The 23471-nt window shown below is 67.6% G+C and carries 19 protein-coding genes, 2 tRNA genes and 1 pseudogene; 10 read left to right on the top strand and 12 right to left on the bottom strand.

Annotated elements, in window-relative coordinates; translation table 11 throughout:
- Nucleotides 1–20: 20 nt before the first annotated feature.
- The 7 genes from ACWDV4_RS18945 to gyrB all read right to left on the bottom strand — a co-directional run bounded on the left by ACWDV4_RS18945 (nt 21) and on the right by gyrB (nt 6965).
- Complete coding sequence (locus ACWDV4_RS18945) at nt 21–587, bottom strand: suppressor of fused domain protein (protein WP_449980496.1); 567 nt, start codon at nt 585–587, stop codon at nt 21–23.
- A gap of 334 nt (nt 588–921) precedes the next feature.
- Nucleotides 922–994 (bottom strand) — tRNA-Ala (locus tag ACWDV4_RS18940).
- Between the two features lie 40 nt (nt 995–1034).
- Complete coding sequence (locus ACWDV4_RS18935) at nt 1035–1163, bottom strand: DLW-39 family protein (RefSeq protein ID WP_221449017.1); 129 nt, start codon at nt 1161–1163, stop codon at nt 1035–1037.
- A gap of 42 nt (nt 1164–1205) precedes the next feature.
- Nucleotides 1206–1279 (bottom strand) — tRNA-Ile (locus ACWDV4_RS18930).
- 175 nt (nt 1280–1454) lie between these two features.
- A complete protein-coding gene (locus tag ACWDV4_RS18925; RefSeq protein WP_449980493.1) occupies nt 1455–2360 on the bottom strand; it encodes a DUF3566 domain-containing protein in 906 nt (301 codons plus the stop codon).
- Nucleotides 2361–2363: 3 nt separating this feature from the next.
- Nucleotides 2364–4895 (bottom strand): DNA gyrase subunit A, encoded by a 2532-nt coding sequence (gene gyrA, locus ACWDV4_RS18920; RefSeq protein WP_449980490.1) that lies wholly within the window; start codon nt 4893–4895, stop codon nt 2364–2366.
- A gap of 126 nt (nt 4896–5021) precedes the next feature.
- Nucleotides 5022–6965: a DNA topoisomerase (ATP-hydrolyzing) subunit B gene (gyrB, locus tag ACWDV4_RS18915; RefSeq protein WP_449980787.1), complete on the bottom strand. Its 1944-nt coding sequence runs from the start codon at nt 6963–6965 to the stop codon at nt 5022–5024.
- Between the two features lie 541 nt (nt 6966–7506).
- Here gyrB and ACWDV4_RS18910 point away from each other — a divergent pair.
- Nucleotides 7507–8061, top strand: coding sequence for a hypothetical protein (locus ACWDV4_RS18910; protein ID WP_449980487.1), 555 nt, complete (start codon nt 7507–7509; stop codon nt 8059–8061).
- Nucleotides 8062–8326: 265 nt separating this feature from the next.
- Nucleotides 8327–9526, top strand: a pseudogene (locus ACWDV4_RS18905) (MFS transporter); the annotation flags it as partial.
- Between the two features lie 118 nt (nt 9527–9644).
- Here ACWDV4_RS18905 and ACWDV4_RS18900 read toward each other — a convergent pair.
- The 5 genes from ACWDV4_RS18900 to dnaA form a co-directional block, all read right to left on the bottom strand.
- Entirely contained in the window at nt 9645–10256 is a 612-nt protein-coding gene (locus ACWDV4_RS18900; RefSeq protein WP_449980484.1) for a DUF721 domain-containing protein, read from the bottom strand.
- Entirely contained in the window at nt 10246–11427 is a 1182-nt protein-coding gene (gene recF / locus ACWDV4_RS18895; protein WP_449980481.1) for a DNA replication/repair protein RecF, read from the bottom strand. Before recF ends, ACWDV4_RS18900 begins: the two co-directional genes overlap by 11 nt.
- Nucleotides 11428–11444: 17 nt before the next feature.
- Entirely contained in the window at nt 11445–12317 is an 873-nt protein-coding gene (gene gnd, locus ACWDV4_RS18890) for a phosphogluconate dehydrogenase (NAD(+)-dependent, decarboxylating) (RefSeq protein WP_449980478.1), read from the bottom strand.
- Nucleotides 12318–12370: 53 nt separating this feature from the next.
- Nucleotides 12371–13504: a DNA polymerase III subunit beta gene (gene dnaN / locus ACWDV4_RS18885; protein ID WP_449980475.1), complete on the bottom strand. Its 1134-nt coding sequence runs from the start codon at nt 13502–13504 to the stop codon at nt 12371–12373.
- Between the two features lie 813 nt (nt 13505–14317).
- Entirely contained in the window at nt 14318–16159 is a 1842-nt protein-coding gene (gene dnaA / locus ACWDV4_RS18880; RefSeq protein ID WP_449980473.1) for a chromosomal replication initiator protein DnaA, read from the bottom strand.
- Nucleotides 16160–16909: 750 nt separating this feature from the next.
- Here dnaA and rpmH point away from each other — a divergent pair.
- The 8 genes from rpmH (at nt 16910) to ACWDV4_RS18840 (ending at nt 23169) form a co-directional block, all read left to right on the top strand.
- Entirely contained in the window at nt 16910–17047 is a 138-nt protein-coding gene (rpmH, locus tag ACWDV4_RS18875) for a 50S ribosomal protein L34 (RefSeq protein WP_089002791.1), read from the top strand.
- Nucleotides 17048–17086: 39 nt separating this feature from the next.
- Nucleotides 17087–17521, top strand: coding sequence for a ribonuclease P protein component (rnpA, locus tag ACWDV4_RS18870; RefSeq protein ID WP_449980469.1), 435 nt, complete (start codon nt 17087–17089; stop codon nt 17519–17521).
- Nucleotides 17522–17565: 44 nt separating this feature from the next.
- Complete coding sequence (gene yidD, locus ACWDV4_RS18865) at nt 17566–17811, top strand: membrane protein insertion efficiency factor YidD (RefSeq protein ID WP_221449685.1); 246 nt, start codon at nt 17566–17568, stop codon at nt 17809–17811.
- Nucleotides 17808–18791 carry a membrane protein insertase YidC gene (gene yidC / locus ACWDV4_RS18860; RefSeq protein ID WP_449980466.1) on the top strand — a complete coding sequence of 328 codons (984 nt, stop codon included), beginning with the start codon at nt 17808–17810 and terminating at the stop codon, nt 18789–18791. Before yidD ends, yidC begins: the two co-directional genes overlap by 4 nt.
- 229 nt (nt 18792–19020) lie before the next feature.
- A complete protein-coding gene (locus ACWDV4_RS18855; protein WP_449980463.1) occupies nt 19021–19635 on the top strand; it encodes a Jag family protein in 615 nt (204 codons plus the stop codon).
- Between the two features lie 52 nt (nt 19636–19687).
- On the top strand, nt 19688–20506 hold the full coding sequence (gene rsmG / locus ACWDV4_RS18850; RefSeq protein WP_449980785.1) for a 16S rRNA (guanine(527)-N(7))-methyltransferase RsmG: 819 nt from the start codon (nt 19688–19690) through the stop codon (nt 20504–20506).
- A gap of 260 nt (nt 20507–20766) precedes the next feature.
- On the top strand, nt 20767–22089 hold the full coding sequence (locus tag ACWDV4_RS18845) for a ParA family protein (RefSeq protein ID WP_449980783.1): 1323 nt from the start codon (nt 20767–20769) through the stop codon (nt 22087–22089).
- 27 nt (nt 22090–22116) lie between these two features.
- Nucleotides 22117–23169, top strand: coding sequence for a ParB/RepB/Spo0J family partition protein (locus ACWDV4_RS18840; protein ID WP_449980460.1), 1053 nt, complete (start codon nt 22117–22119; stop codon nt 23167–23169).
- The last annotated feature ends 302 nt before the right edge of the window (nt 23170–23471 follow it).

The following is a 23471-nucleotide window of genomic DNA, read 5'->3' as shown; positions in this document are numbered from 1 at the left end:
AGTTCAACGGGCGCGGGGAGTCAGACGGCCGGACGCCGCGTGACGGCGTAGGGGTCCCAGTCGAGGTTCCAGAAGGACTCGATGCCGTAGTCGCGGATGTACTGTCGCTCTGCCTCGTAGATCGGGTATATACCGACGAGTTGGATGATGTCGTGGCCCTCGTGTCCGGGTCCGCCGACGTCGACGCGGCGATCGGCGGCCGCGATGACACTCGGGGGGCCGACGACGAATGACGTCATGTCCGACTCGGTCGAGATCCGCTCGCCGAAGCTGATCGTGTTGCCGCAGCTGAAGGGACATGAGCCGCGCAGGCTCTCTGCGAGGTTCCCGAACGCCCAGACCCAACGGTCATCGTCCGAGCGGACACTGATGCACAACTCCGGGCTTCCGAGCTTCCAGTCCGGGTGCTCTGCCAGCGAGACTCCGTAGGTAAGAGCGGTCGCCAGGTCGTCAGGTAGCTGCTGGTAGGCGATGACGGTGACGGCCTTCAGGTCATCCTTGGTCGAGGCAACCGTTAGGAACCTGGGTTCGACACCACCGCTGAGTCGGTCGAGATGGGCAAGATAGTTCTCCACACGGCTGGCCACCCGCCGATCATGCCGCAAGCTGCGCCGCCCGCAGTCACCCGCTACCACCAGGTTGTCTAGGCCAACCGCCAAGCGCCACCACGCTGATCACCAACCACGCCGAACCGCAGGAAGTGCAGCGCCTGCTACGTCACAAGACGCTCCGGATCACCTTGGAGACCTACGTGCACTGGTGGCCAAAGCGGGATCGGCCTCGCGGCGTCATCGGTGCGGTGCTCAACTCGGCGGCAGCCAAGTCGGGCAGGACCCCACAACAAGATCAACCGTAGTTTGTACTGACGTTGTACTTGATGATCAAGGAGATCACAGAATGCCTGGTCAGGAAGACAAAATGTGGAGCCGAGGGGACTCGAACCCCTAACCCCTGCCTTGCAAAGGCAGTGCTCTGCCAGTTGAGCTACGGCCCCGGTAGATCCGAGTCACCAGTAACGGTGGCCCGGATCCGTGTTATCGAAGGTCGGGCGAGGTGGTGGCCTCGTGCCAGAGCGCACGCTCGTCGTTGGCGTCCATGACCTTCTTGGCGATCAGCGCTGCTACACCAACCACGCCGACGACGATCAGAAGCTTCTTCAACATGGGGCGATCCCTCACGCTCGACTACTGTCGGACGGTGTGAAGTGGGGCTAGATGGAATCGAACCATCGACCTCAGAGTTATCAGCTCTGCGCTCTAACCGACTGAGCTATAGCCCCCCGCGTGCCGAGCAAGGGTATCGCACCTTGGCGGCAGTCCCCAACTCGGGGCTTCCCCCACTACGACCGGGGCGGCGAGCCACCCGGAGGAGTGGTCGCCATCGAGGTCGACGGTACCGGAAGACAAAACTCCGGGGCGACCGGATTACGGCGCGCCCCGGAGCTTCATCGAGCGTCAGTCGCGTTCGGCCAATGTCAACTCGATACCGCCGACCAGGTCGGCGCAGACGTTGTAGACGAACGCACCGAGCGTCGCGAGCGCCGTGAACAGCACCACGTTCACCAGACCAAGGAGAACGGAGGTGAGGATGACCCCCTTCGCCGTGATCTCAAGGCTGTCGGCCTCCTGCCCGCCCGTGGCGCTGAGCAGGTCGGTCAGGCTGTTGTTAACGCTCTCGAAGACACCCATCGCGTCGAGCGCGAGGTAGAGCACGGCGGTCGCCACGACAATGACGATGAAGAGCACCAACGACACCGCGAACGAGAACTTCATGACGGACCAGGGGTCGATCCGCTTGAGGTTCAGCCGGGCCCGGCGGGGACCACGCGAGGCGGCGGAGCTGACGGAGCTACGGGCGGCCCGTACCGCCTCGTTGACCCGGGCCGCACCGACGGCGGCGGCACCCCCGCCAACCGGCCCCACCACGTTGCCGCCGGCCGGGTCGCTCACCGACCGGGCCGCCGAGGTACGACTGCCGAACGGGCTCGGCGTACCGGTGGACGGTCGACCGGGGCTGGGGCGGGTTGCTTCAGGCTTGGCCCGACCGGCGCTGGCCGACGGTTCGGCGCGGTCGGCTGCGGCCTTCGCCGGAGTTACCTTGGCGGTGGCCGAGGTCGGCGCACCCCCGTCCGCCCCACCCTGGGCCGGTGTGGGGCGACTGTCCGCTTCTCCACCGGGCTGGTCCGGCGGGGGCGGCATCCCCGGGGCCCGGGTGAACTTGGGGGACGGCGCGTCGGCGGGAACGGTCGCCCGGCCGACAGCTGCCCGGCCGGCCGCGGTGGCGCCCCCGCTGGACGCCTCCTCTTCGACCGGGTTGGCCGAGGTCCCCGCGCTCCCCGACTTCGCCTGTGTCTCCGTCATTAACTAGTCCTGTTCGTCAGGCTCGTCGGCATTGCGAGCAATCGCCACGATGGTTACGCCGTCTGGTAGGTCCATCAACTTGACACCCATTGTGTTCCGATCGCGTGTACGGCGTACAGGCTTCACCGGAGTCCGAATCACGCCGCCGTTACTGGTGATCGCAAACAGCTCGTCATCTGCACTGATCACGACCGCGCCGACCAGCCCGCCACGACGTTCTGTGATCTTCGCGGTCAGCACCCCTTTACCTCCCCGGCCCTGGACCGGGTATTCCTCGATCGGAGTACGTTTTGCGTATCCCCCGTTCGTCGCCACCAGGACGTCCATACCCTCCATGCCGTCGCGTACAACCTCCATCGCCAGCAGGACGTCCTCGTCCGAGAAGCGCATACCGATGACCCCGCTGGTGGCCCGGCCCATCGGTCGCAGCGTCTCGTCGGTGGCGTTGAACCGGATCGCCTGCGCGTTCTTGGACACCAGCAGCAGGTCGTCCTCGGGGCCCGCAAGCGCCGCGCCGACCAGCTCGTCCTCATCGCGCAAGTTGATCGCGATAACACCACCAGACCGGTTGGAGTCGAACTCCTCCAGTCTGGTCTTCTTCACTAGGCCGCTCTTGGTGGCGAGCACCAGATACGGCGTGACCTGGTAATTCGGAATTTCGATGATCTGAGCAATCTGCTCACCCGGCTGGAAGGCGAGCAGATTGGCCACGTGTTGGCCCTTTGCCACCCTACTGGCTTCCGGAAGTTCGTACGCCTTGGCCCGGTAAACCCGACCCTTGTTGGTGAAGAACAGGATCCAGTCGTGAGTGGAGCAGACGAAGAAGTGGCTGACAATGTCGTCTTGGCGCAGCGTGGCACCGCTGACACCCTTGCCGCCGCGCCGCTGTGACCGGTAGAGATCCACCTTCGTACGCTTGGCATAACCGGTACGGGTGATCGTCACAACGACGTCCTCGCGGGCGATGAGGTCCTCCATGGAGACCTCGCCCTCGTAGGGCAGGATCTTCGTACGACGCTCGTCGCCCCACTTGGCGACGATCTCGCCCAGCTCCTCGGAAACGATCTTCCGCTGCCGTTCCGGCTTGGCCAGGATGTCCTTGAACTCGGCGATCTCGATCTCGATCTTCGCGAGTTCGTCGATGAGCTTCTGCCGTTCCAGGGCGGCGAGCCGGCGCAGCTGCATGTCGAGGATCGCAGTGGCCTGAATCTCGTCGATCTCCAGCAGCTGCATCAGGCCCTGCCGCGCCTCGTCGACGGTGGGCGAGCGCCGGATCAGCGCGATCACCTCGTCGAGCGCGTCCAGCGCCTTCGCCAACCCGCGCAGGATGTGCGCCCGCTCCTCGGCCTTACGCAGCCGGTACGCCGTACGACGGCGGATGACGTCGATCTGGTGGTGGACGTAGTAGCGGATGAACTGGGCCAGGTTGAGCGTGCGCGGCACCCCGTCGACCAGCGCCAGCATGTTGGCGCCGAAGGTCTCCTGGAGCTGGGTGTGCTTGTAGAGGTTGTTGAGCACCACCTTGGCGACGGCGTCCCGCTTGAGCACGAGGACGAGGCGCATACCGGTACGGCCCGAGGACTCGTCCCGGATGTCGGCGATGCCGCCGAGCTTGCCCTCCTTGATCAGGTCGGCGATCCGCTCGGCCAGGTTGTCCGGGTTGACCTGGTAGGGCAGCTCGGTGACGACGAGGCAGGAGCGGCCCTTCTTGTCTTCCTCGACCTCGACCACGGCCCGCATCCGGATCGACCCGCGACCGGTGCGGTACGCGTCCTGGATCGCTGCGGTGCCGACGATGAGACCGTAGGTGGGGAAGTCCGGCCCCTTGACGATCTCGAGCAACGCTTCGAGCGTGGTCGCCTCGTCCGCTTCTGGGTTTTCCAGGCACCACTGCACCGCCGCCGCGATCTCCCGCAGGTTGTGCGGTGGGATCTTGGTGGCCATACCGACCGCGATGCCCTCGGAGCCGTTGATCAGGAGGGTGGGGATCCGGGAGGGCAGGATCACCGGCTCCTTGGCACGGCCATCGTAGTTGTCCTGGAAGTCGACGGTGTCCTCGTCGATGTCCCGCAGCAGCTCCATCGCCAGCGGGGACAGCTTGGACTCGGTGTAGCGCATCGCGGCGGCCGGATCGTTACCAGGCGAGCCGAAGTTGCCGTTGCCGTCGATCAGCGGGTAGCGCAGCGACCAGGTCTGGGCCATCCGGACCAGCGCGTCGTAGATCGACGCGTCGCCGTGCGGGTGGTAGTTACCCATCACGTCACCGACGACGCGGGCGCACTTCACGTACCCCCGGTCCGGCCGGTAGCCAGAGTCGAACATGGCGTAGAGGATCTTTCGGTGTACGGGCTTGAGCCCGTCCCGTACGTCCGGCAGGGCCCGCCCGACGATCACGCTCATCGCGTAGTCGAGGTAGGACCGCTGCATCTCCACCTCAAGCCCCACCGGCTCGATGCGGTCATGCTCGACGACCGGGCTACCGCCGGTGGCCGGCTCCGTCGGCTCGTTAATGGGGTTTTCGGGAGTATCCGTCACTGTCAACCCTTATCAGACTTAAAGCCGTATTCCGCTGTGGATAACGACTGTGGAAACCGTCGAAGCTGTGGATAACTCTGTGGGTAACGGTGTCGCCGGCTGGTTGGCCGGTGACACCGCCACCGACTAGATATCCAGGAACCGCACGTCCTTGGCATTGCGCTGGATGAACGACCGCCGCGCCTCCACGTCCTCACCCATGAGGACGCTGAACAGCTCGTCGGCGGTTGCCGCGTCGTCGAGGGTGACCTGACGCAGCGTGCGCGTCGCCGGGTTCATGGTGGTCTCCCACAGTTCGGGGTAGTTCATCTCACCCAGACCCTTGAACCGCTGGATGTCATCCGGCTTGGCGTTGGGCTTCTTCTGCTGCCGGAGGGCGATCAGCCCATCCCGCTCGCGGTCGGAGTACGCGTACTGGGCGTCGTCGCCCTTCCTGTTCCACTTGATCTTGTAAAGCGGCGGGGCCGCGAGGTAGACGTGCCCCAACTCGACCAGTGGCCGCATGAACCGGAACAGCAGGGTCAGCAGCAGCGTCTGGATGTGCTGGCCGTCCACGTCGGCGTCAGCCATCAACACGGTCTTGTGGTAGCGCAGCTTCTCGATGTCGAAGTCGTCGTGGATGCCCGTACCGAGCGCCGTGATCAGCGCTTGGACCTCGGCGTTCTTCAAAACGCGGTCGATCCGCGCCTTCTCCACGTTGAGGATCTTGCCCCGGATCGGCAGGATCGCCTGGGTCCGCGGGTCACGCCCCTGCTTGGCCGAGCCACCGGCCGAGTCGCCCTCGACGATGAACAGCTCGGACTCGCGCGGATCGGTCGACTGGCAGTCGGCCAGCTTGCCGGGCATCGACCCGGACTCCAGCAGCGACTTACGCCGGGCCAACTTCCGCGCCTGGGCGGCGGCGATCCGGGCCCGGGCAGCCTGCGACGCCTTGGTGATGATGGTCTTCACCTCGGCCGGGTTGCGGTCGAACCAGTCCACCAGCCACTCGTTGCAGACCCGCTGTACGAAGCTCTTGATCGGGGTGTTGCCCAGCTTGGTCTTGGTCTGGCCCTCGAACTGCGGGTTGGTCAGCTTGACCGAGATGATCGCGGCCAGGCCCTCACGGATGTCCTCACCGGAGAGCTTCTCGTCACCCTTGAGCAGCTTCTTCTCCGTGCCGTACCGGTTGACCACGCTGGTCAACGCGGCCCGGAAGCCCTCCTCGTGGGTACCGCCCTCGTGGGTGTTGATGGTGTTGGCGAAGGTGTAGACCGACTCGCCGTATGACTCGTTCCACTGCATGGCGATCTCAACCGACATGCCCTCTTCTTCGGCCCCGAACTCGATCACCGACCGGTGGATCGGGGTCTTCGGCGCGTTCAGATGCCGGACGAAGTCCGAGATGCCGCCCTTGTAGCAGAACGTCACCTCGCGCGGCTTGCCGTCCTCCTCCTGGACCCGCTCGTCCCGCAACTGGATGGTCAGCCCCCGGTTGAGGAAGGCCATCTCCTGGATCCGCCGGTAGATGGTCTCGAAGGAAAAGTCGACCGTCTCGAAGACGTCCGGATCCGGCCAGAACGACACGGCAGAACCGGTCTTGTCGGTCTCCTCACCCTTCTCCAGAGGACCGGGCTTGGAGTTGGTGTACTGCTGCCGCCAGAAGTAACCCGACTTCTGGATCTCCACCGCCATCCGGACGGAGAGCGCGTTCACCACCGAGACACCCACGCCGTGCAGACCACCGGAGACCGCGTACGCCTTGCCGTCAAACTTGCCGCCGGCGTGCAACACGGTCAGCGCGACCTCGACACCCGGCTTCTTCAGCTTCGGGTGCAGGTCGACCGGGAAGCCCCGGCCGTTGTCGACCACCCGGACGCCACCATCAGCGAGCAGCGTCACGTTGATCGTGTCGCAGTGACCAGCGAGGGCCTCGTCGACCGCGTTGTCCACGACCTCCCAGACCAGGTGGTGCAGACCCCGCTCACCGGTCGAGCCGATGTACATACCGGGCCGCTTACGGACCGCTTCCAGGCCCTCCAGCACGGTAATCGACTCGGCGCCGTACTCCTGCTTATTCTGCGCTGCCACCTTTTCGGCCACTTTCTCGCACCCGCCAGGCACCACGTGGGCGTCCGGGGCGCGGGTTCGGCGGGTAGGACGCGACGTTGGCACGGGCCGGCACCACCATCGAAATTCGGGGTACGGGCCGAAGCGCCGCTCGCCGCGAAATGCCCGCGGATCGCGATCGGCTCAGACGCGGGGCGGACTGGCGGCCCGGGCCGCAACCGGCCCGTGTCGTCGCTCCATACCGCGTCCTCGTCTCTGCATCGATCCTACTGTGCTGCGGCGACAGAACAGGTACTCGGCACCCTCGGAAACGACCTGAGACCCCCGTAGCGGCCAAATTGGCCCGCCCACGACTCCCCCCACAGGCCCAGCTTCGGATCTTGGGCGGTTAACCCGCCGAGGCAACCCGATCTCGTGGCTCGGAAGGTGTCCGACCGGGGGTCGCGCGAAGCCATCGTCGTACCGTAATTTTGCGTCGCCGATCATCATTCCCGACAATTCGCGTTACGCGCTCCGGGAAACCGGACGATCGGCCATTAACCTGCTCAGGAAGGTGACGCCCGTGGGGCTGGAGAACGTCGCGGTGCACTGGCCTCGTACCGGCCGGTTCTACGATCCGGTCGCCCCGGCCGAGTTCGTCGACTTCGGGACGGTCGCTGACCTGCCTGAAGTACCCGCACCGACCGCCACCCTCGCCACCCACATCGCGAAGACCGGAACGGTGCCAGCAACCGCCTACACGGAACTGGTGGACCTGCTCCTCGGACTCGACGGTGTGCTCTATGCCACAGAAGCTGCCGCAGAGGACGAGGACCCGGTGATCGACCCGGACGGCTGCGCCTGGATCGCGGGCGGCCTCGAACGCTTTGCCGAAGGACATCGCCCACACGGGGAGTCGGTGACCTTCGACACGGTCAGCGCCGTGCTGCGGGCCGCGCTCGCCGACGGGCGCCTCGCCGAGCAGCAGCTCCGGTGGCTGGACAGCCGCCTGGACACGCTGCGCGACGAGTCCGGGGCGGCCCCGCACTGGCGTTTCTTCCACTCCGAGCTCAGCGTGCTCGCCGGCTTCTACCGCCGGTGCGCCGACCGGGGCTTCGCCGTCTACGCGAACGGCTGACCGCTCCACCGGTAGGACCCGATGTCCTGACTGACCGTTCCAATGACGAACCGCTGAACGGTCACCCCCAATCCGCCACATCTCTCTCACCACCTCGGCAATTCAGGTGATCGGACCATCACTCTGCGTGAAATCGATCACCTGATACCGGCTTTCCTGGCAATCCGGGCAAGACTTGCCCGCGTTGCCGGCCAGGCTCCGGTGACTCCATCGGGAGTGTCGTCAGCCAGGCGCTGCGGCCAGGGGAGAGGAATCGGTCGCGGCCATGGGTACGACATTCGCCGCGTTGCGTCATCGCAACTATCGGATCTGGGCCGCTGCCGGATTCGTGTCGGTCATCGGCACCTGGATGCAGGTGCTGGGGGTCAACTGGTACGTCCTACAGGCCACCGGATCGGCCACTTCGATGGGGCTGACCATCCTCCTTCAGACGATCCCCAGCCTGCTGCTCAGCACCTGGGGCGGGGCCCTCGCCGACCGGATCCCCGCCCGGCCGCTGCTGATCGCCAGCCAGGTGGCCCACGCCGTACTCGCCGCCGGCCTCGCCGCCGTCGCCTGGTCGGACACCGCCGGCCTGCCACTGATCTACGCCATCTCCCTGATCAGCGGCGCGGTCTCCGCGATCGAAGGCCCAGTGATGGGCCGCTGGGGTTCCACCCTCGTGGACCGGGAGACCCTCGGCAACGCGCTGGCCCTCGGCTCGCTCACCAACTCCGCCGGCCGCATCCTGGGCATGAGCGTGGGTGCGGTCGTGGTCGCCGCAGCCGGCCCGGCACCACTCTTCGCCATCAACGCGGCCAGCTTCGCCGCCGTGGTGCTGGCCCTCATGGCCGTACGCCCCAACGAGCTACACACCCAGGGCATGGTCGACACCGGTCACCCAGCCGACAACGGTCACCCAGCCGACGCCGATCGCCCAGCCGGCGGCAACGGGGTCCGGGCCGGTTTCGCCTACCTGCGCCGGCAACCGGTGATCCTGACCGCGCTGGCACTCTCCTTCGTACTGGGCAGTTTCGGGCGCAACTACCAGGTCACCATGGCCGCCATGAGCGACGGCCCACTCAACTCCGGCGCCTCCGGATACGGCTTCCTGTCCACGGTCTTCGCCGTCGGAACCGTGGTGGGCGCGCTCCTCGCCGCCCGAACCCGAAACCTGAGCTACGCCATCCTGGTCGGTGCCGGACTCCTCGGCAGCGGATTGCAGATCTTCGCCGGCCTCGCCCCCGGCAGCTGGAGCTTCGCGGCGCTGATCCTGCCGATCGCGGCAGCCGCGGTAATCATCGACACCACGGTGGGCACCCGGGCCCAACTCGACACCGACGCCCGGATGCGCGGCCGGGTACTCGCCGCGATCGCGGTGACCGGCTCCATCTCGGGTGCCGTCGGCGCGCCCCTGCTCGGTTGGCTCTCCGAGTACGTGGGTCCCCGGGAGACACTGGTGATGGCCGGAATCGTCACGACCCTGGCCTCGGTGGCGGCCGGTCTGCTGCTGGCTCGACAGCACGGACACTCGGTACGCCTGCCCGAGCCGGTACGTCAGTCGGCCGCCCGACGCACCGCCCGACTACGGCACCGGGCGACGGTCAGCCGTACGTGTCCCGTGGGCCACGGCCCGGCACCCGACGCGGCCCCCGGGACCATGACGGCGCGGCCGGTCCATGGATGTGCAGCTTGCGCACCACGTTATGGCCGACCACGGCGGCGATCCGCTGCAAAAGCGAGGCGGCAAGCAGCCGCAGCTGGGTCGCCCACGCGGTAGATTCCGCCTCCACGGTCAACTCGCCGTTCTCCAGCTTGACCGGTCGACTGTGCTTGGCGATCTCCGCACCGACCACCCGTTCCCACTCGCCGAAGACCGTCGCCTCGGCCGCCGGCCGCTGCCAGCCCCGGGCCTTGACCAGTCGGGCGAGCACGCTGCCGAGCAACTGCGGGTCGCGGGGATCGGGCCCCGGCCCGGAATAGCCTCGAAGCCGTCGACCTGTTCCGCTCCGACCGGCGGTCGGGGTGCGATCACCGCCCTCCAGGTCGGCTCCACCCGGGGTACGTCGTCTGGGCCCGGCCGCCGCCCGCCGGGCCTTGGCCGCGTCCAGCACCGCGCGAGCCAGTTCCGGGCCGGCCAGCTCCTCATCGCCGGCCCCACGGTCCACCTGTGGACCGTCCCGTCCGGTCCGACGCGGCTCGGCATCACTCGACACGGCGTACCTCGCCTCCGGCCACCTCGTAGCGGGCACCCCGCAGTGCCCGGGGTACATCCTCGGCGACCGCGCAGGTGACCAACAGTTGACTCGCCCCGGCGACCAGGTCAGCCAGCCGTTCCCGCCGACCGGCGTCCAGCTCGGCGAAGACGTCGTCGAGGACCAGCACCGGCTCGATGCCGTCGGAGCGAAGCAGGTCGTAGGCGGCCAGCCGCAGCGCCAACGCGTACGACCAGGATTCGCCGTGGCTCGCGTATCCCTTGACCGGCAACGGACCGAGGCTGAGCGCGAGGTCGTCCCGATGTGGCCCGACCAGGGTCACACCCCGTTCCACCTCGGCGGCCCGGGACTCGACCAGCGCGGCCGCCAACGCGGTCTGGAGGGCAGGCCGGTCCGGCGGTACGTCGGTGAGATCCATCGAGCACCGGTAGTTCATCCCGGCCGCACCCCGACCGGCCGCGACCGCGTCGTACGCCTTGGCCACGTGCGGGCTCAGGGCCGCGACGAGTTCGAGTCGGCCCGCCAACAGTTCCGCCCCGTGGTGCGCCAGGTGGGTGTCCCAGACATCGAGGGTGGAGAGGTCGGTAGCGGCTCCGCCCGACGCCGGGTCACCGGCCTCCGGACGGGGACGCGCGCCCCGGGGACGACCGGCCCGACGGGCGAGATACGCCGTACGGAGCAGGGCGTTCCGTTGCTTGACCACCCGCTCGTAGTCGGCGCGTACCCCGGCGTAGCGGGGCATCCGGGTAACCAGCAGATCATCGAGGTAGCGCCGTCGCTCTGCCGGGTCGCCCCGAACCAGTTCGAGATCCTCCGGGGCGAAGAGCACCAGGCGCAGCGCGCCGAGCACGTCCCGGGCCCGCCGGACCGGTGATCGACCCAGCCGGGCCCGGTTGGCCCGGCCCGGGACGATCTGCAATTCGACCAGCAGTTCCCGGGCGTCGTGCACGACCGCACACCGGATGACCGCCGCGTCCGCGCCGGCTCGGACCAGCGGTGCGTCGGTGGCGACCCGATGACTGCCCAGGGTCGCCACGTAGCCGAGCGCCTCGACGAGGTTGGTCTTACCCACCCCGTTGGAACCGACGAGTACGTTCCCGCCGGGGTTCAGGTCGATTTCGACCCGCTCGTACGAGCGGAAGTCGACCAGTTCAAGCCGACGGACGTACACGATCTCGGGCTCGCCGCCTAGTTCTTGTGGATGGCGTGGCCGCCGAACTGGAACCGCAGCGCCGCGACGGCCTTCATGGCCGGCGAGTCGTCCTGCCGCGAGGCGAACCGGGCGAAGAGGGCGGCGGCGATGACGTTCATCGGTACGGCCAGCCGCACCGCCTCGTCGACCGTCCATCGGCCCTCGCCGGTGTCCTCGGCGTAGCCGCGCAGGCTGGACAGCTCCGGGTCCTCTTCAAGGGCCAGGTCGAGCAGGTCGAGCAGCCAGGAGCGGACGACGGTGCCTTCCCGCCACGACTTGAACACCCCGGGCACGTTGGTGACCAGCTCGGACTTGGCCAGTAGTTCGTAGCCCTCGGCGTAGGCGTGCATCAGGCCGTACTCGATGCCGTTGTGCACCATCTTGGCGTAGTGCCCGGCACCGACCGGTCCGGCGTGTACGAAGCCGAACTCCCCCGCCGGCTTGAGCGATTCGAAGATCGGCATCAGGCGGTCGACGTGCTCCTGGTCGCCGCCGACCATCAGGGCGTAGCCGTTCTCCCGGCCCCACACACCGCCGGAGACCCCGACGTCGAGGTAACCGATGCCCTGCTGGTCGAGGCGTTCCGCACGCGGCCCGTCGTCGCTGAACCGGGAGTTTCCGCCGTCGATGACGATGTCGCCCGGGGAGAGCACCTCGGCGAGCCCGTCGATGGTCGCCTCGGTGACCGCCGCCGGCACCATCACCCAGACCGCTCGCGGTGCGGTCAGCTTCTCGGCCAGCTCGGCCAGGCTCGCGACGTCGCTCACCTCCGGGCTCTGGTCGTAGCCGACCACCTCGTGGCCGGCAGCGCGTAGCCGTTCGCGCATGTTGCCGCCCATCCGGCCGAGCCCCACGATGCCGAGCTGCATCTACTTCCCCTTCGGTGCGTTCGGTGCGCTTGACGCGTTTGGTGCCAGTCGGGTCAGCGAGTGACCCGGATCGGCATGATCAGGTAGCGGTACCCCGGAATGATCTCGCCATCCTCACCGGACGGGGAGATAACCGCTGGCTTGAACGCGTCGACGAAGCGGAACACCGCAGTCGGTGCGCCAAGGTTCTGCAGGCCGTCAATGAGGTACTGCGGGTTGAAGCCGATGGTCAGCGGCTCGCCGGTGAAGGTGGCGTCCATCGCCTCGCTGGCTCGGGCCTCCTCCGTGCCGCCTGCCTCGACGACCAGGCCGTCGGCGCTGAAGCTCAGCAGCACCGGAGTGGTCCGCTCGGCGACCAGGGCGACCCGCTTGACGACCTCGACCAACGACGAGACCGCGACCCGGGCCTCAGCGTTGTGACTGGCGGGGAAGAGCGAGCGAACCGGCGGGTAGTTGGCACCGTCCAGCAGCCGACTGGTGGTCCGGCGGGTACCGCCAGCAAAGCCGATCATGCCTTCCCCGGCGGCGCCCTGGGCCAGGGCCATCGTCACGTTGCCACCGATTGGGCCGAGCGTCTTCGCGGTGTCGTGCAGGGTCCGGGCCGGTACGAGGGCGGTGATGCTCACCTCGGGGTCGTCCGGGTTCCACTGCATCTCGCGCATGGCCAGCCGATAGCGGTCGGTGGCGAGCATCGCCAGGGTCGAGCCGGTCAGCTCGATACGTACGCCGGTCATCATCGGCAGGGTCTCGTCCCGGCCGGCGGCAACGGCGACCTGTGACACCGCCGCCGCGAACGCCGCAGCGTCGATCGTGCCGGCGCTGGCCGGCATCTCCGGCAGACTTGGGTAGTCCTCGACCGGCATCGTCGGCAGCGTGAAACGGGCGCTGCCGCAGACCAGCTCCAGGTGGGCGCCGACGGCGGCGATGTCCACCGGCTTCGCCGGCAACGCCTTGGTGATCTCGGCAAGGAGGCGACCGGAGACCAGGGCGGCACCGTCCGAGTCCCCCTGCACCTCGACGGTCACCTGGCTGGAAACCTCGTAGTCGAACCCGGAGACGTGCAGGCTGCTCTCGGCGACCCGCAGCATCACCCCGGCTAGCACCGGCACCGAAGGGCGGCTGGGCAGGCTTTTTGCCGTCCAGGCCACCGCGTCGGCGAGCGCGTCGCGCTCCACTCGGAACTTCATGTCATGCCTCCGCGTCGACGTCAGCAACAACTGTCTCATGCCGGCGACTGTCTTCCGAGCCGGCGGTCCGTGCGGCTCTCCCTCGCACCTTAGGCCGCCGCATCCATGTCTGCGTGCCCGCCCCCGGGTGTTCCGGTCGATGAGTCCTTCACTGCGGAAGCCCGATCGAACAATCCACAGAATCCCCAACGGTGATGATTGGTTTTTGTTCTCTTGAAGAGATAACTCATCGTCTTCATCGGTGCTGTGCAAACTGTGGATATCCAACGTTTCCGCAGGTCAGGAAGTTATGCACCGGTGGGTAGCCGGTGGATAACCAGGGGATAAACCGGGGTCTTCATCCACAGCCCCCGAGTCGGCCTCAGGTTATCCACCGTCATCCACAGGTTTTCCACCGGTTATCCACGTACTTTCTCCCCAGGCCTGTGGATGGCCGGTAGCCGAATGCGGCTCGTTATCCACAGAACCTTCAACAGGCTATACACAGGCCCGGGGAGAGCTGTGGACAACTCGACTACTCTTCGTGTTTGTCCACAGTGCTATCCCCAGCCCTTGTCCACAACCTGTGGATAACTGTGGCTGGCGACACCCTGGTTATCCACAGGGGCGGTGGACAACCAGACTGGCGGTAGCGCAGAGCGGAGGCCCGATTGGTAGCCAGAATTCCCCGTACCCGCCTTCGGGAAGCGCGAAACCTCACATATCAGGCAGGCTTGGGGTAGCAGGCAGCGTGGTCCCCATCGGTAGGGACGGCGACGAAGTGTTGTGCGGGGAGACGAGTGAGCCGGGTGCTGTGCGGAAACGCAGGCCGACTCAGGGGGTCTGCTTGATCCGGTTGGTCAGCTCGGCGATCTGGTTGTAGAGCGAGCGACGTTCGGCCATCTGCTGCCGAATCTTCCGGTCGGCGTGCATCACCGTGGTGTGGTCCCGCCCCCCGAATGCCTGGCCGATCCGAGGCAGCGACAGGTCGGTCAGCTCCCGACACAGATACATGGCGACCTGTCGAGCGTTGACCAGCACCCGGGAACGGGAGTGCCCACGTAGATCCTCCAGGCTGACCCCGAAGTAGTCGGCGGTGGCGACCATGATCTGGTCCGCAGTGATGTCCGGCCCGGCACCGTCCGGAATGAAGTCCCGCAGGACCTCCTCGGCGAGCGACAACTCGACCGGCGAACGGGTCAGCGAGGCGAACGCGGTGACCCGGATCAGGGCACCTTCCAACTCCCGGATCGAGGCGGAGATCCGAGACGCGATGAACTCAAGTACGTCCGGCGGGGCGAACAGGCGTTCCTGGGCGGCCTTCTTCTGCAGGATCGCGATCCGGGTCTCCAGGTCCGGCGGCTGGATGTCGGCCAGCAAGCCCCACTCGAACCGGGTCCGCAGCCGGTCCTCCAGGGTCGCCAGCTGCTTCGGCGACCGGTCGGAGGTGATCACGATCTGCTTGTTGGCGTTGTGCAACGTGTTGAAGGTGTGGAAAAACTCCTCCTGGGTCCGCTCGCGGGTCTCCAGGAACTGGATGTCGTCGATCAGGAGGATGTCGACGTCCCGGTAGCGCCGCTGGAACGCACTGGTCTTGTCGTCCCGCAGCGAGTTGATGAAGTCGTTGGTGAATTCCTCGGTCGAGACGTACCGCACCGAGCGGGCGTTGCCCAACGTCGTGGCGTAGTGGCCGATGGCATGCAGCAGGTGGGTCTTGCCCAGCCCGGAGCTGCCGTAGATGAACAGCGGGTTGTACGCCTTCGCCGGCGACTCGGCCACCGCCACTGCCGCAGCGTGGGCGAACCGGTTGGAGGAGCCGATGACGAACGTCTCGAACATGTATTTGGGGTTGAGCCGGTTACCGCCGGATTCCGTACCAGGCAGGCCCCGCCGGTCGTCCCGCCCACCCGGCCGGTCGACGGGCGCAGCGCGTCCCGGGCCGCTGTCGGTGTCCCCGGGGCGCGGCAATCGCAGCGCCGGGTCGACGTGCAGTAGTGGGTCGTCGTCCGGAAACGGGCGATCGAGTTGCCGGTGGTCGATCGCGGCCTGACCCACTCCGGTGGGTTCGGCCGCCCGCTCGTCGAGCCCACGCCGCTCCTGGTGCGGGGCGGGGCTGCGGTGCGGCGGCGGATAGGGCGCGGGGAAGAGGGTCTCCTGACCATCCCGGCTGGCCGGGATCAGGCCCGCCCGGGGGCCACCACCCGGTCGCTGCTCGCTCTCGGTGGGGCCGAACTGCTGCCCGCCGCCGGGATCACCGGAATATCCCATCGGCGGCCCACCTGGGACAGGTGCCCCGGAGACGGGGTGCTGGCCGGTGTCGGCGGACCCGCCGTAACCGTCGGGCAGCGGGAACCCACCGACTGCGCTGGCCGAACTGGTGCCGTAGATGGTGCCGGTGGGCCGTCCCTGGCTGTCCTCGGGCGGGCGTACGGTGACCGCCACCTGGATGGGGCGACCGAGCCGGCGGGACAGGGTCTCGGTGATGGCGGGGCGGAGCCGTGACTCGATCACGTCCCGGGTGAAGGCATCCGGTACGGAGAGCAGGGCGGTGTCCTCGACGATTGCCCGTAGCCGGGTCAGCCGGAGGTAGGCGCGTTGCTGGGCCGAGACGATCTCGTCGGCCATCTCGTCCGTCGTCGCCAGCCACACTGCGGCGAGGTCGATCGATTCGGCCACCGTCACGCCACCCCCATAGCTCCTGCGTTCCCGGCCGCCGTGTCGTCGTCAGTCGGCCGTTCCGGGCCTGCACCGCGCTCGAACAGGCATGACCTTGCTGGAAAGGCACCTGGCCGACTCGTCATCCACAGGTTATCCACAACCTGTGTACCGACGAATCGCGGCCGCCGCCAGACCTGCGTCGGACCTGTTTGTGCCTTTGTGGCGCTGAAGCGGGTTCACCGTGCCGAACGATCGACCGCCTTGTTCGGTCTTGCCCGGCAGCGGCAGTGAGTTCCCCCGGGGGCTGGCTCTTCTGACGCTGACCGCAATCGGGCACGCTAACAGCGTTGTCCACACCCCTACAACCGACGGGCCCGGCGGGGTGGGGACGACACGGCGAAGAGCGCTCGGCGAGGTGGGCAAGAAGACATGAGAAGAGCTTCTGACGCCGCTTCACCCGTACCCGCCGTCGCTGGTGGTGTTTGACGCCTGTTGTCCGCGTGCGTAGGCTCGATCGGCTGCTCTATTGCCCTCTGCTAGGGTGATGAGTGCTTGCTGTTCACGGCTGCTGGCTACCTGTTCAGGCCTGCCAGCTACGCGTCGTCGGGCAGCATCGACTGCGGCCACCCACCTGGGTGGCCTAGATCGATCATGATCGCCCGCCAGGGTGGCCTAGATCGATCATGGCCGCCTACTGAGGGGGCCGACGCCTGACCACGACGATCCCCGGCTCCCATGCTCGGGACGTACGAAGACGGAGAGCCTGACGTGAGCAAGCGCACCTACCAGCCGAACAACCGCCGGCGCGCGAAGACCCACGGCTTCCGGCTGCGCATGCGCACCCGGGCCGGCCGTGCCATCCTCTCGACCCGCCGCTCGAAGGGCCGTGCCCGCCTGTCGGCCTGAGTGTCGACCGGGGGTCTGAGTCAGGGGATGTAGGCAGTCGTGCTGGCGGCCACGCAACGCCTCCGCCACAGCCGCGAGTTCGCTGCGGCGATTCGAGGCGGGCGCCGTGCAGGCCGTGGCGCTGTTGTCGTACACCTCGACCTACCGACCCCCATCGCCCCGAACGGGGCACCAGACGGAAGCCCGTCGGCTGAGCCGGCGCGGAGTACCGGTGTGGAGCAATCCTCCGCCCCGACCCGCGCCGGCTTTGTCGTGTCCAAGGCTGTTGGCGGGGCGGTGGTCCGCAACGCCGTCCGGCGTCGGCTGCGGCACCTAGTCCGGGACCGGCTGGCTGATCTGCCAGCCGGGAGCACCCTCGTGGTCCGTGCGCTACCCGGTGCCGACCAGCTGTCGTACGCCCGGCTCGGGGCTGACCTCGACGCGGCGCTCGCCGCCGCCCGGACCGCTCGCAGAGCGGGGCGGCGATCCCGGTGAGCAGCGAGAACAGCGTGCCACGGGCGACTTCACCTGGTGCCCGAATGCTGGCCGGACCCATAATCGCGTACCGTCGTTGGATAAGCCCGGCACTGCCGGCCCGCTGTCGGTTCTACCCGTCGTGCAGTGCCTACGCCTTGACGGCGATCGCCCAGCACGGTGCGCTACGGGGAGCTTCGCTGGCGGTACGACGGCTGCTGCGCTGCCACCCTTTCCACCCTGGTGGATATGACCCGGTGCCGGAGCCGGGCGGCCGCCGCCGTGCCGATGTGACTGGAGCCCCGAATTGAGTCTCGACTGGATCTACTGGGCCATTTCGTGGATCCTGCTGTTCTGGCATTCGGCCTGGGACACCATCGGAGTGTCGGCGGCCGAGGTACTGGGCACCAACTGGTCCTGGATCCTCGCCATCATCTTCCTCGTGGTCACCGTCCGGCTGATCCTCTTCCCGATCTTCGTGAAGCAGATCAAGTCGCAGCGGGCGATGCAGGCGCTCCAGCCGAAGGTCAAGGCGCTTCAGGAGAAGCACCAGGGTGACCGGGAGACGCTCCAGAAAGAGATGATGGAGCTCTATCGGGAGGAGAAGGCCAACCCGCTGATGGGTTGCCTCCCGATGTTCCTGCAGATCCCGGTCTTCCTGGGCCTGTTCCACGTGCTTCGTCGGCTCGACCCGAGCAAGAGCGAGAAGGGCAAGACGCTCTACGGCTGGGCCGCCGACCAGTTCGACAGCGCCTCGAACGCGAGCCTCTTCTCCGCCCCGATTGCCGGCAAGTTCGGTTCGACGGCCGCGGAACTCGCCACGCTTGGTGCCAGCGCTACCACGGTGAAGATCGTCGCCGGCATCCTGGTGCTGCTGATGATGGGGACGACGTTCCTGACCAGCCGCCAGATGATCCTCAAGACCGGCTGGGCGGAGGACCCGCAGCAGCGGATGATCCAGCGCCTGATGCTCTACGGCATCCCGCTCTCGCTGCTAATCTCCGGTGCGATCTTCCCGATCGGTGTGATCATCTACTGGGTCACGAACAACCTGGTTACCCTCGCCCAGCAGCAGTGGGTGCTGCGCAAGTTCCCGCCGCCGCCCACCGCCAACACCGGCAAGAGCACGAAGCCGGCCGCCAAGGCTCAGCCGGCCAAGCCCGGACTGTTCGGTCGGAAGCCGGTCGAAACCAAGCCCGAGGTCAAGCCCACCCCCAAGGTGGCGGGCCCCAAGCCCGGCGCGAAGCCGATCAACCCCAAGAAGGGTCGCCCGGCCAAACGGCAGGGTTGACCCGCCGAGTTGCCGGCCGGCCTCGATGGGACTGGCCGGCAACCGGTGAAGGACGGAACCGTGCAGCCGCCATATCGGTGCGCGCCGGATCCGGATTTTGCCGCATACCGGTGTGGTCAAGGGTGAAACTGCCCGAAGAGACGTGCCCGTGGTTCCGGCGACCTCCCGCCGACCAGGGGAATCAACGGACCGTACTACGGTCCGGCCGAGCGAGTACGGAGATGAGACCGTGACCGACACCAGCATTCCGCGTACCGAGCAGCCACTCGACGAAGAGGCCGTCCCGGTCGCGGCGCAGGTCGACAGCGACACCGACGATGACGTCGAAGACGAGGCGGAGTCGACGGCACCGGCGAACGGCAAGGCCTCGTCCGGCGCATCGGACGCCGAACTCTTCCGGCAGAGCGAGATCGCGGCCGACTACATCGAGGGCCTGCTGGACATCCTCGACTACGACGGCGACATCGACGAGCTGGTCTCCGGTGGAAGGCCGATGGTCGAGGTGGTCGGTGGCCGGTTGCAGCCGCTGGTCGGCCAGCGGGGTGCCACCCTGGAGGCGCTCCAGGAGCTGACCCGCCTTGCTGTGTTCCGGCAGACCGGATCGCCGAGCCGGCTGCTGCTGGACATCGGCGGCTACCGCGCCACCCGGCGCAAGGAACTTGGCGCTGTCGCGCGTAACGCGGTCGAGAAGGTGAAGGAGTACGGCGAGGCCGTCCGCCTCGAACCGATGTCGGCCTTCGAGCGCAAGTGTGTGCACGATGTGGTCAACGCGCTGGCCGGGGTGGAAAGCGAGTCGGAGGGCGTCGAGCCGAACCGGCGTATCGTCGTTCGTCCCGTTGCCTGATCCAGTCATGACGAACGAGCCGGCGGCTGACGCCGCCTTCGGGCCGGGTGGAATGCCACCCGGCCCGTCCGCTGTCGAGTCCCAGGTCGTGCCGTTGCCGCCGGAGCTGACGGCGGCCGCCCGTACGCTCTTCGGTGACCGGCTTCCGCTGGCGGCGACGTACGCGGAATTGCTGGCCACCGACGGCGTGGTACGCGGTCTCATCGGTCCTCGGGAAGCACCCAGGATCTGGGAGCGTCATCTGCTCAACTGTGCCGCCGTGGCGGAGCTGCTGCCCCCGGAGTGCTCGGTGGTGGATGTCGGTTCCGGGGCGGGACTACCTGGCCTCGTTCTGGCGGTGGCCCGCCCGGACCTCTCGGTCACCCTGATCGAGCCCTTGGCCCGACGGACCGCCTTCCTGTCGGAGGCGGTCGCCCTGCTGGGCCTCGACCGGTCGGTGACCGTGCTGCGGGCCCGAGCGGAAGAGGTCTTCCCGAATCGGGCCGGGTCCGGTGGCCTGCCGCCCGCGGACGTGGTGACCGCTCGGGCGGTGGCCCCACTCGATCGGCTGGCGGGGTGGTGCCTGCCGCTGGCGGCCGTGGGTGGACGGCTGTTGGCCCTCAAGGGCGCCTCGGCCGCTGACGAGGTGGCCGAACACCAGGCTGCGGTCGGGCGGCTGGGTGGCGGGCCGGCAAGCGTACGACGATGCGGGGTCGGGGTGATCGATCCGCCGACCACCGTGGTGGAGATCGTTCGGGAGCGGGCGGTGGGCTCGACGAAGGGTGCGGCGTCGAAGAAGGCGCGGAAGTCGGGCCGTTCTGCTCGGGCCGAGCGCCGGGGTGACGCGGTGTCTGGGACCGCGGCCGACGGGGGCCGAGGCGGCCGAGCCTAGCCGCAGTGGTAGCCCGAACCTTCGGTCTTTTTTCCTCGCCTTCTGCCTGTCGGAGGCGGATGTGACGACTCACCCGGCCGTTAGCCGTGGCCTCAGCCCGCCTGTCCCCCGTAGGCTGGCCGCGCGTCGATAATGTGGACCGGACCTCGGTGGCGTCCCACAGAAGGCCCCTGCGGTTCCGAACCGCACCGATTCTGGCGCTGGGCTTCGAGCTGCCACTGGCGCCGACCGATCCATCCGAAGCGGGCAGGGATGACACGGTGTATGAAGACGGTAGGTACGAGACAGGAATAGCGGATCACGGCGATCTCTCCAGTGAGGCGGCCGTTTCACGTGAAACCAAATACGAGGGCTGGGCTACCCGGGACCGAGTCAACCGGCAATGGGCTCGGGCGAGCGGCGGTCAGTCGGACGACGACGTGCCCCAGCCACATCACCATCGTGATCTTTCTTCAGAACCCCAAGCAGACCCGGTCGGTCTGCCGAAGCGCAGACGACCGATGACCGACGGTGTACCGGTCCAGGACGCCCGACAGTCACTACCCCCGAACACCCGTGAAGCCGAAGTCGTCGCGTCCGACGCCGCCCAGACGGCGGAGCGCCAGAACCCGGCCCCTCACGACACGCCCATGCCCGCTGGCGGGCCTGCTGCCAGCGAAGGCGAAGTTGACGCGTACGTTTCACGTGAAACGCCGCCGCGCGAAGAGGATGACCCACCGTTGGCTATGGAGGCAATGCGCGCCGTGCAAATCCTGAATCCGAGTGGCGAGGTGACGATGCCCCGGCCGGCCAGATCCCGGGTCATCTGCGTCGCCAACCAGAAGGGCGGTGTGGGGAAGACGACGACCACGGTCAACCTGGCGGTAGCCCTTGCGCTACACGGCAACCGGGTGCTGGTGGTCGATCTGGATCCGCAGGGGAACGCCTCGACCGGGCTGAACGTGCCCCACCATGCCGGGATTCCGGACGTCTACAACTGCCTGATCGACAACCTGCCGTTGGCCGAGGTGGCGCAGGGGGTGGAGGGCATCCCGAACCTGTGGTGCGTACCGGCCACGATCGACCTCGCCGGAGCCGAGATCGAGCTGGTTTCCATGGTGGCTCGCGAAACCCGGTTGGGTCGGGCGATCGCCTCCCATCCCGAACAGTTCGACTACGTCTTCATCGACTGCCCGCCGTCGCTCGGTCTGTTGACGGTCAACGCGCTCGTCGCCGCCCAAGAGGTGTTGATCCCGATTCAGTGCGAGTACTACGCGTTGGAAGGGCTGAACCAGCTGATCAACAACATCAACCTGGTCAAGCAGCACCTGAACCCGGCGCTCAACGTCTCGACCATCCTGCTCACCATGTACGACCGGCGTACCCGGCTGGCCGATGCGGTCGAGCAGGACGTCCGTAACCACTTTGGTGACAAGGTCTTGCAGGCCGTCATCCCCCGTAACGTCCGGGTTTCCGAGGCGCCGAGTTACGGCCAGTCGGTCATGACCTACGATCCGGGTTCGCGGGGCGCCATGAGTTACTTTGCGGCGGCCCAGGAGATTGCAGAGCGCGGGGTCAGAGAGCCGGTCGGCCGCAATGCCTAGGCCGGTCAATTCGGTGGGAGGCGTGGCATGAAGAACCGTCCGCGAGGGGGCCTGGGACGGGGCCTGGGCGCGCTGATTCCCACCGGCCCAGTGGAGCCGGTCGAACCAGCCGTTGACCTGACAGGCCCGGTCGACCAGCCGTCCGGCGGTGCGCCGATGGCTGTTGAGGAGCGCAGGGCCGCCACGGCTATCCCAGCGGCCCCGCCTGTGGCCGAGCCGTACGTCGAGCCGGTGCCTCAACTGGCCCCGGTACCTGGTGCGCGGTTCGCCGAGATCCCGGTCGACGCGATCGTGCCGAACCCCAAGCAGCCACGGCAGATCTTTGAAGACGAGGCCTTGGAGGAACTCAAGGTCTCGATCGAGGAGGTCGGTTTCCTCCAGCCGATCGTGGTCCGCGAGCTGGACGGCGGCGAGCAGTTCGAGCTCGTGATGGGCGAGCGGCGGTGGCGGGCGGCGCAGGCCGTCGGCCGGGAGAAGATTCCGGCGATCGTCCGGGACACCCGGGACGACGCGATGCTCCGGGACGCCCTGTTGGAGAACATCCACCGGGCGAACCTGAATCCGCTGGAAGAAGCCGCGGCCTACCAGCAGCTGCTGGAGGAGTTCGGCGTCACCCACGAAGAGCTGGCCCGCCGGATCGGTCGGAGCCGCCCGCAGATCTCCAACACCATCCGGCTCATGAACCTGCCGGCACAGGTGCAGAGCCGGGTGGCGGCCGGGGTGCTCTCGGCCGGACACGCCCGCGCACTGCTCGGCTTGGACGATGCAGAGGCGCAGGAGAAGCTGGCGCTCCGCATCGTGGCCGAGGGGCTCTCCGTACGGTCGACTGAGGAACTGGTGAAGCTCGCCAGCATGGAGGAGACGCCGGCCAGCACCACGCCGGCGAAACGGCGGCCCAAACCGCATGCTCCCGGGTTGACGGAGCTGGCCGAACGGCTCTCCGACCGGTTCGACACGCGGGTCAAGGTCGACCTCGGGCGGAACAAGGGCAAGATCACCATCGAGTTCGCCAGTGTGGACGACTTGGAGCGGATCGTCGAGATCATCGGCACCGAAGAACAGGAGTCGATCGTCGCCTGACGGCTCGGCACTCTCGGTCCGGCGCTCGGCTCGGTGCTCGGTTCGGCAGTAGTGCGCCTTGATCCGGCAGTAGGCGCGGCTCGATCTGGCGGCTGGTGTGGATCGATCTTGGCGGTTGGTGCGCGGGCGGCGGGGTCTCCACTCTGGGAGACCCCGCCGCCCGTTTGTGCGGGCCGCCCATTCGCGGGCGAGCCAGGCGCCGCGACTTGCTTCCGGGGAGGGCGACCCGGACGGCGACCCGGACGGCGGTCAGGTCGCCGTTTCACGTGAAACCGCCCCGAGTGGTCGCCGCCCAGTCGGAG

This window comes from Micromonospora sp. NPDC003197 (assembly GCF_053590565.1).
This window is presented reverse-complemented; position numbering and strand designations above follow the sequence as displayed.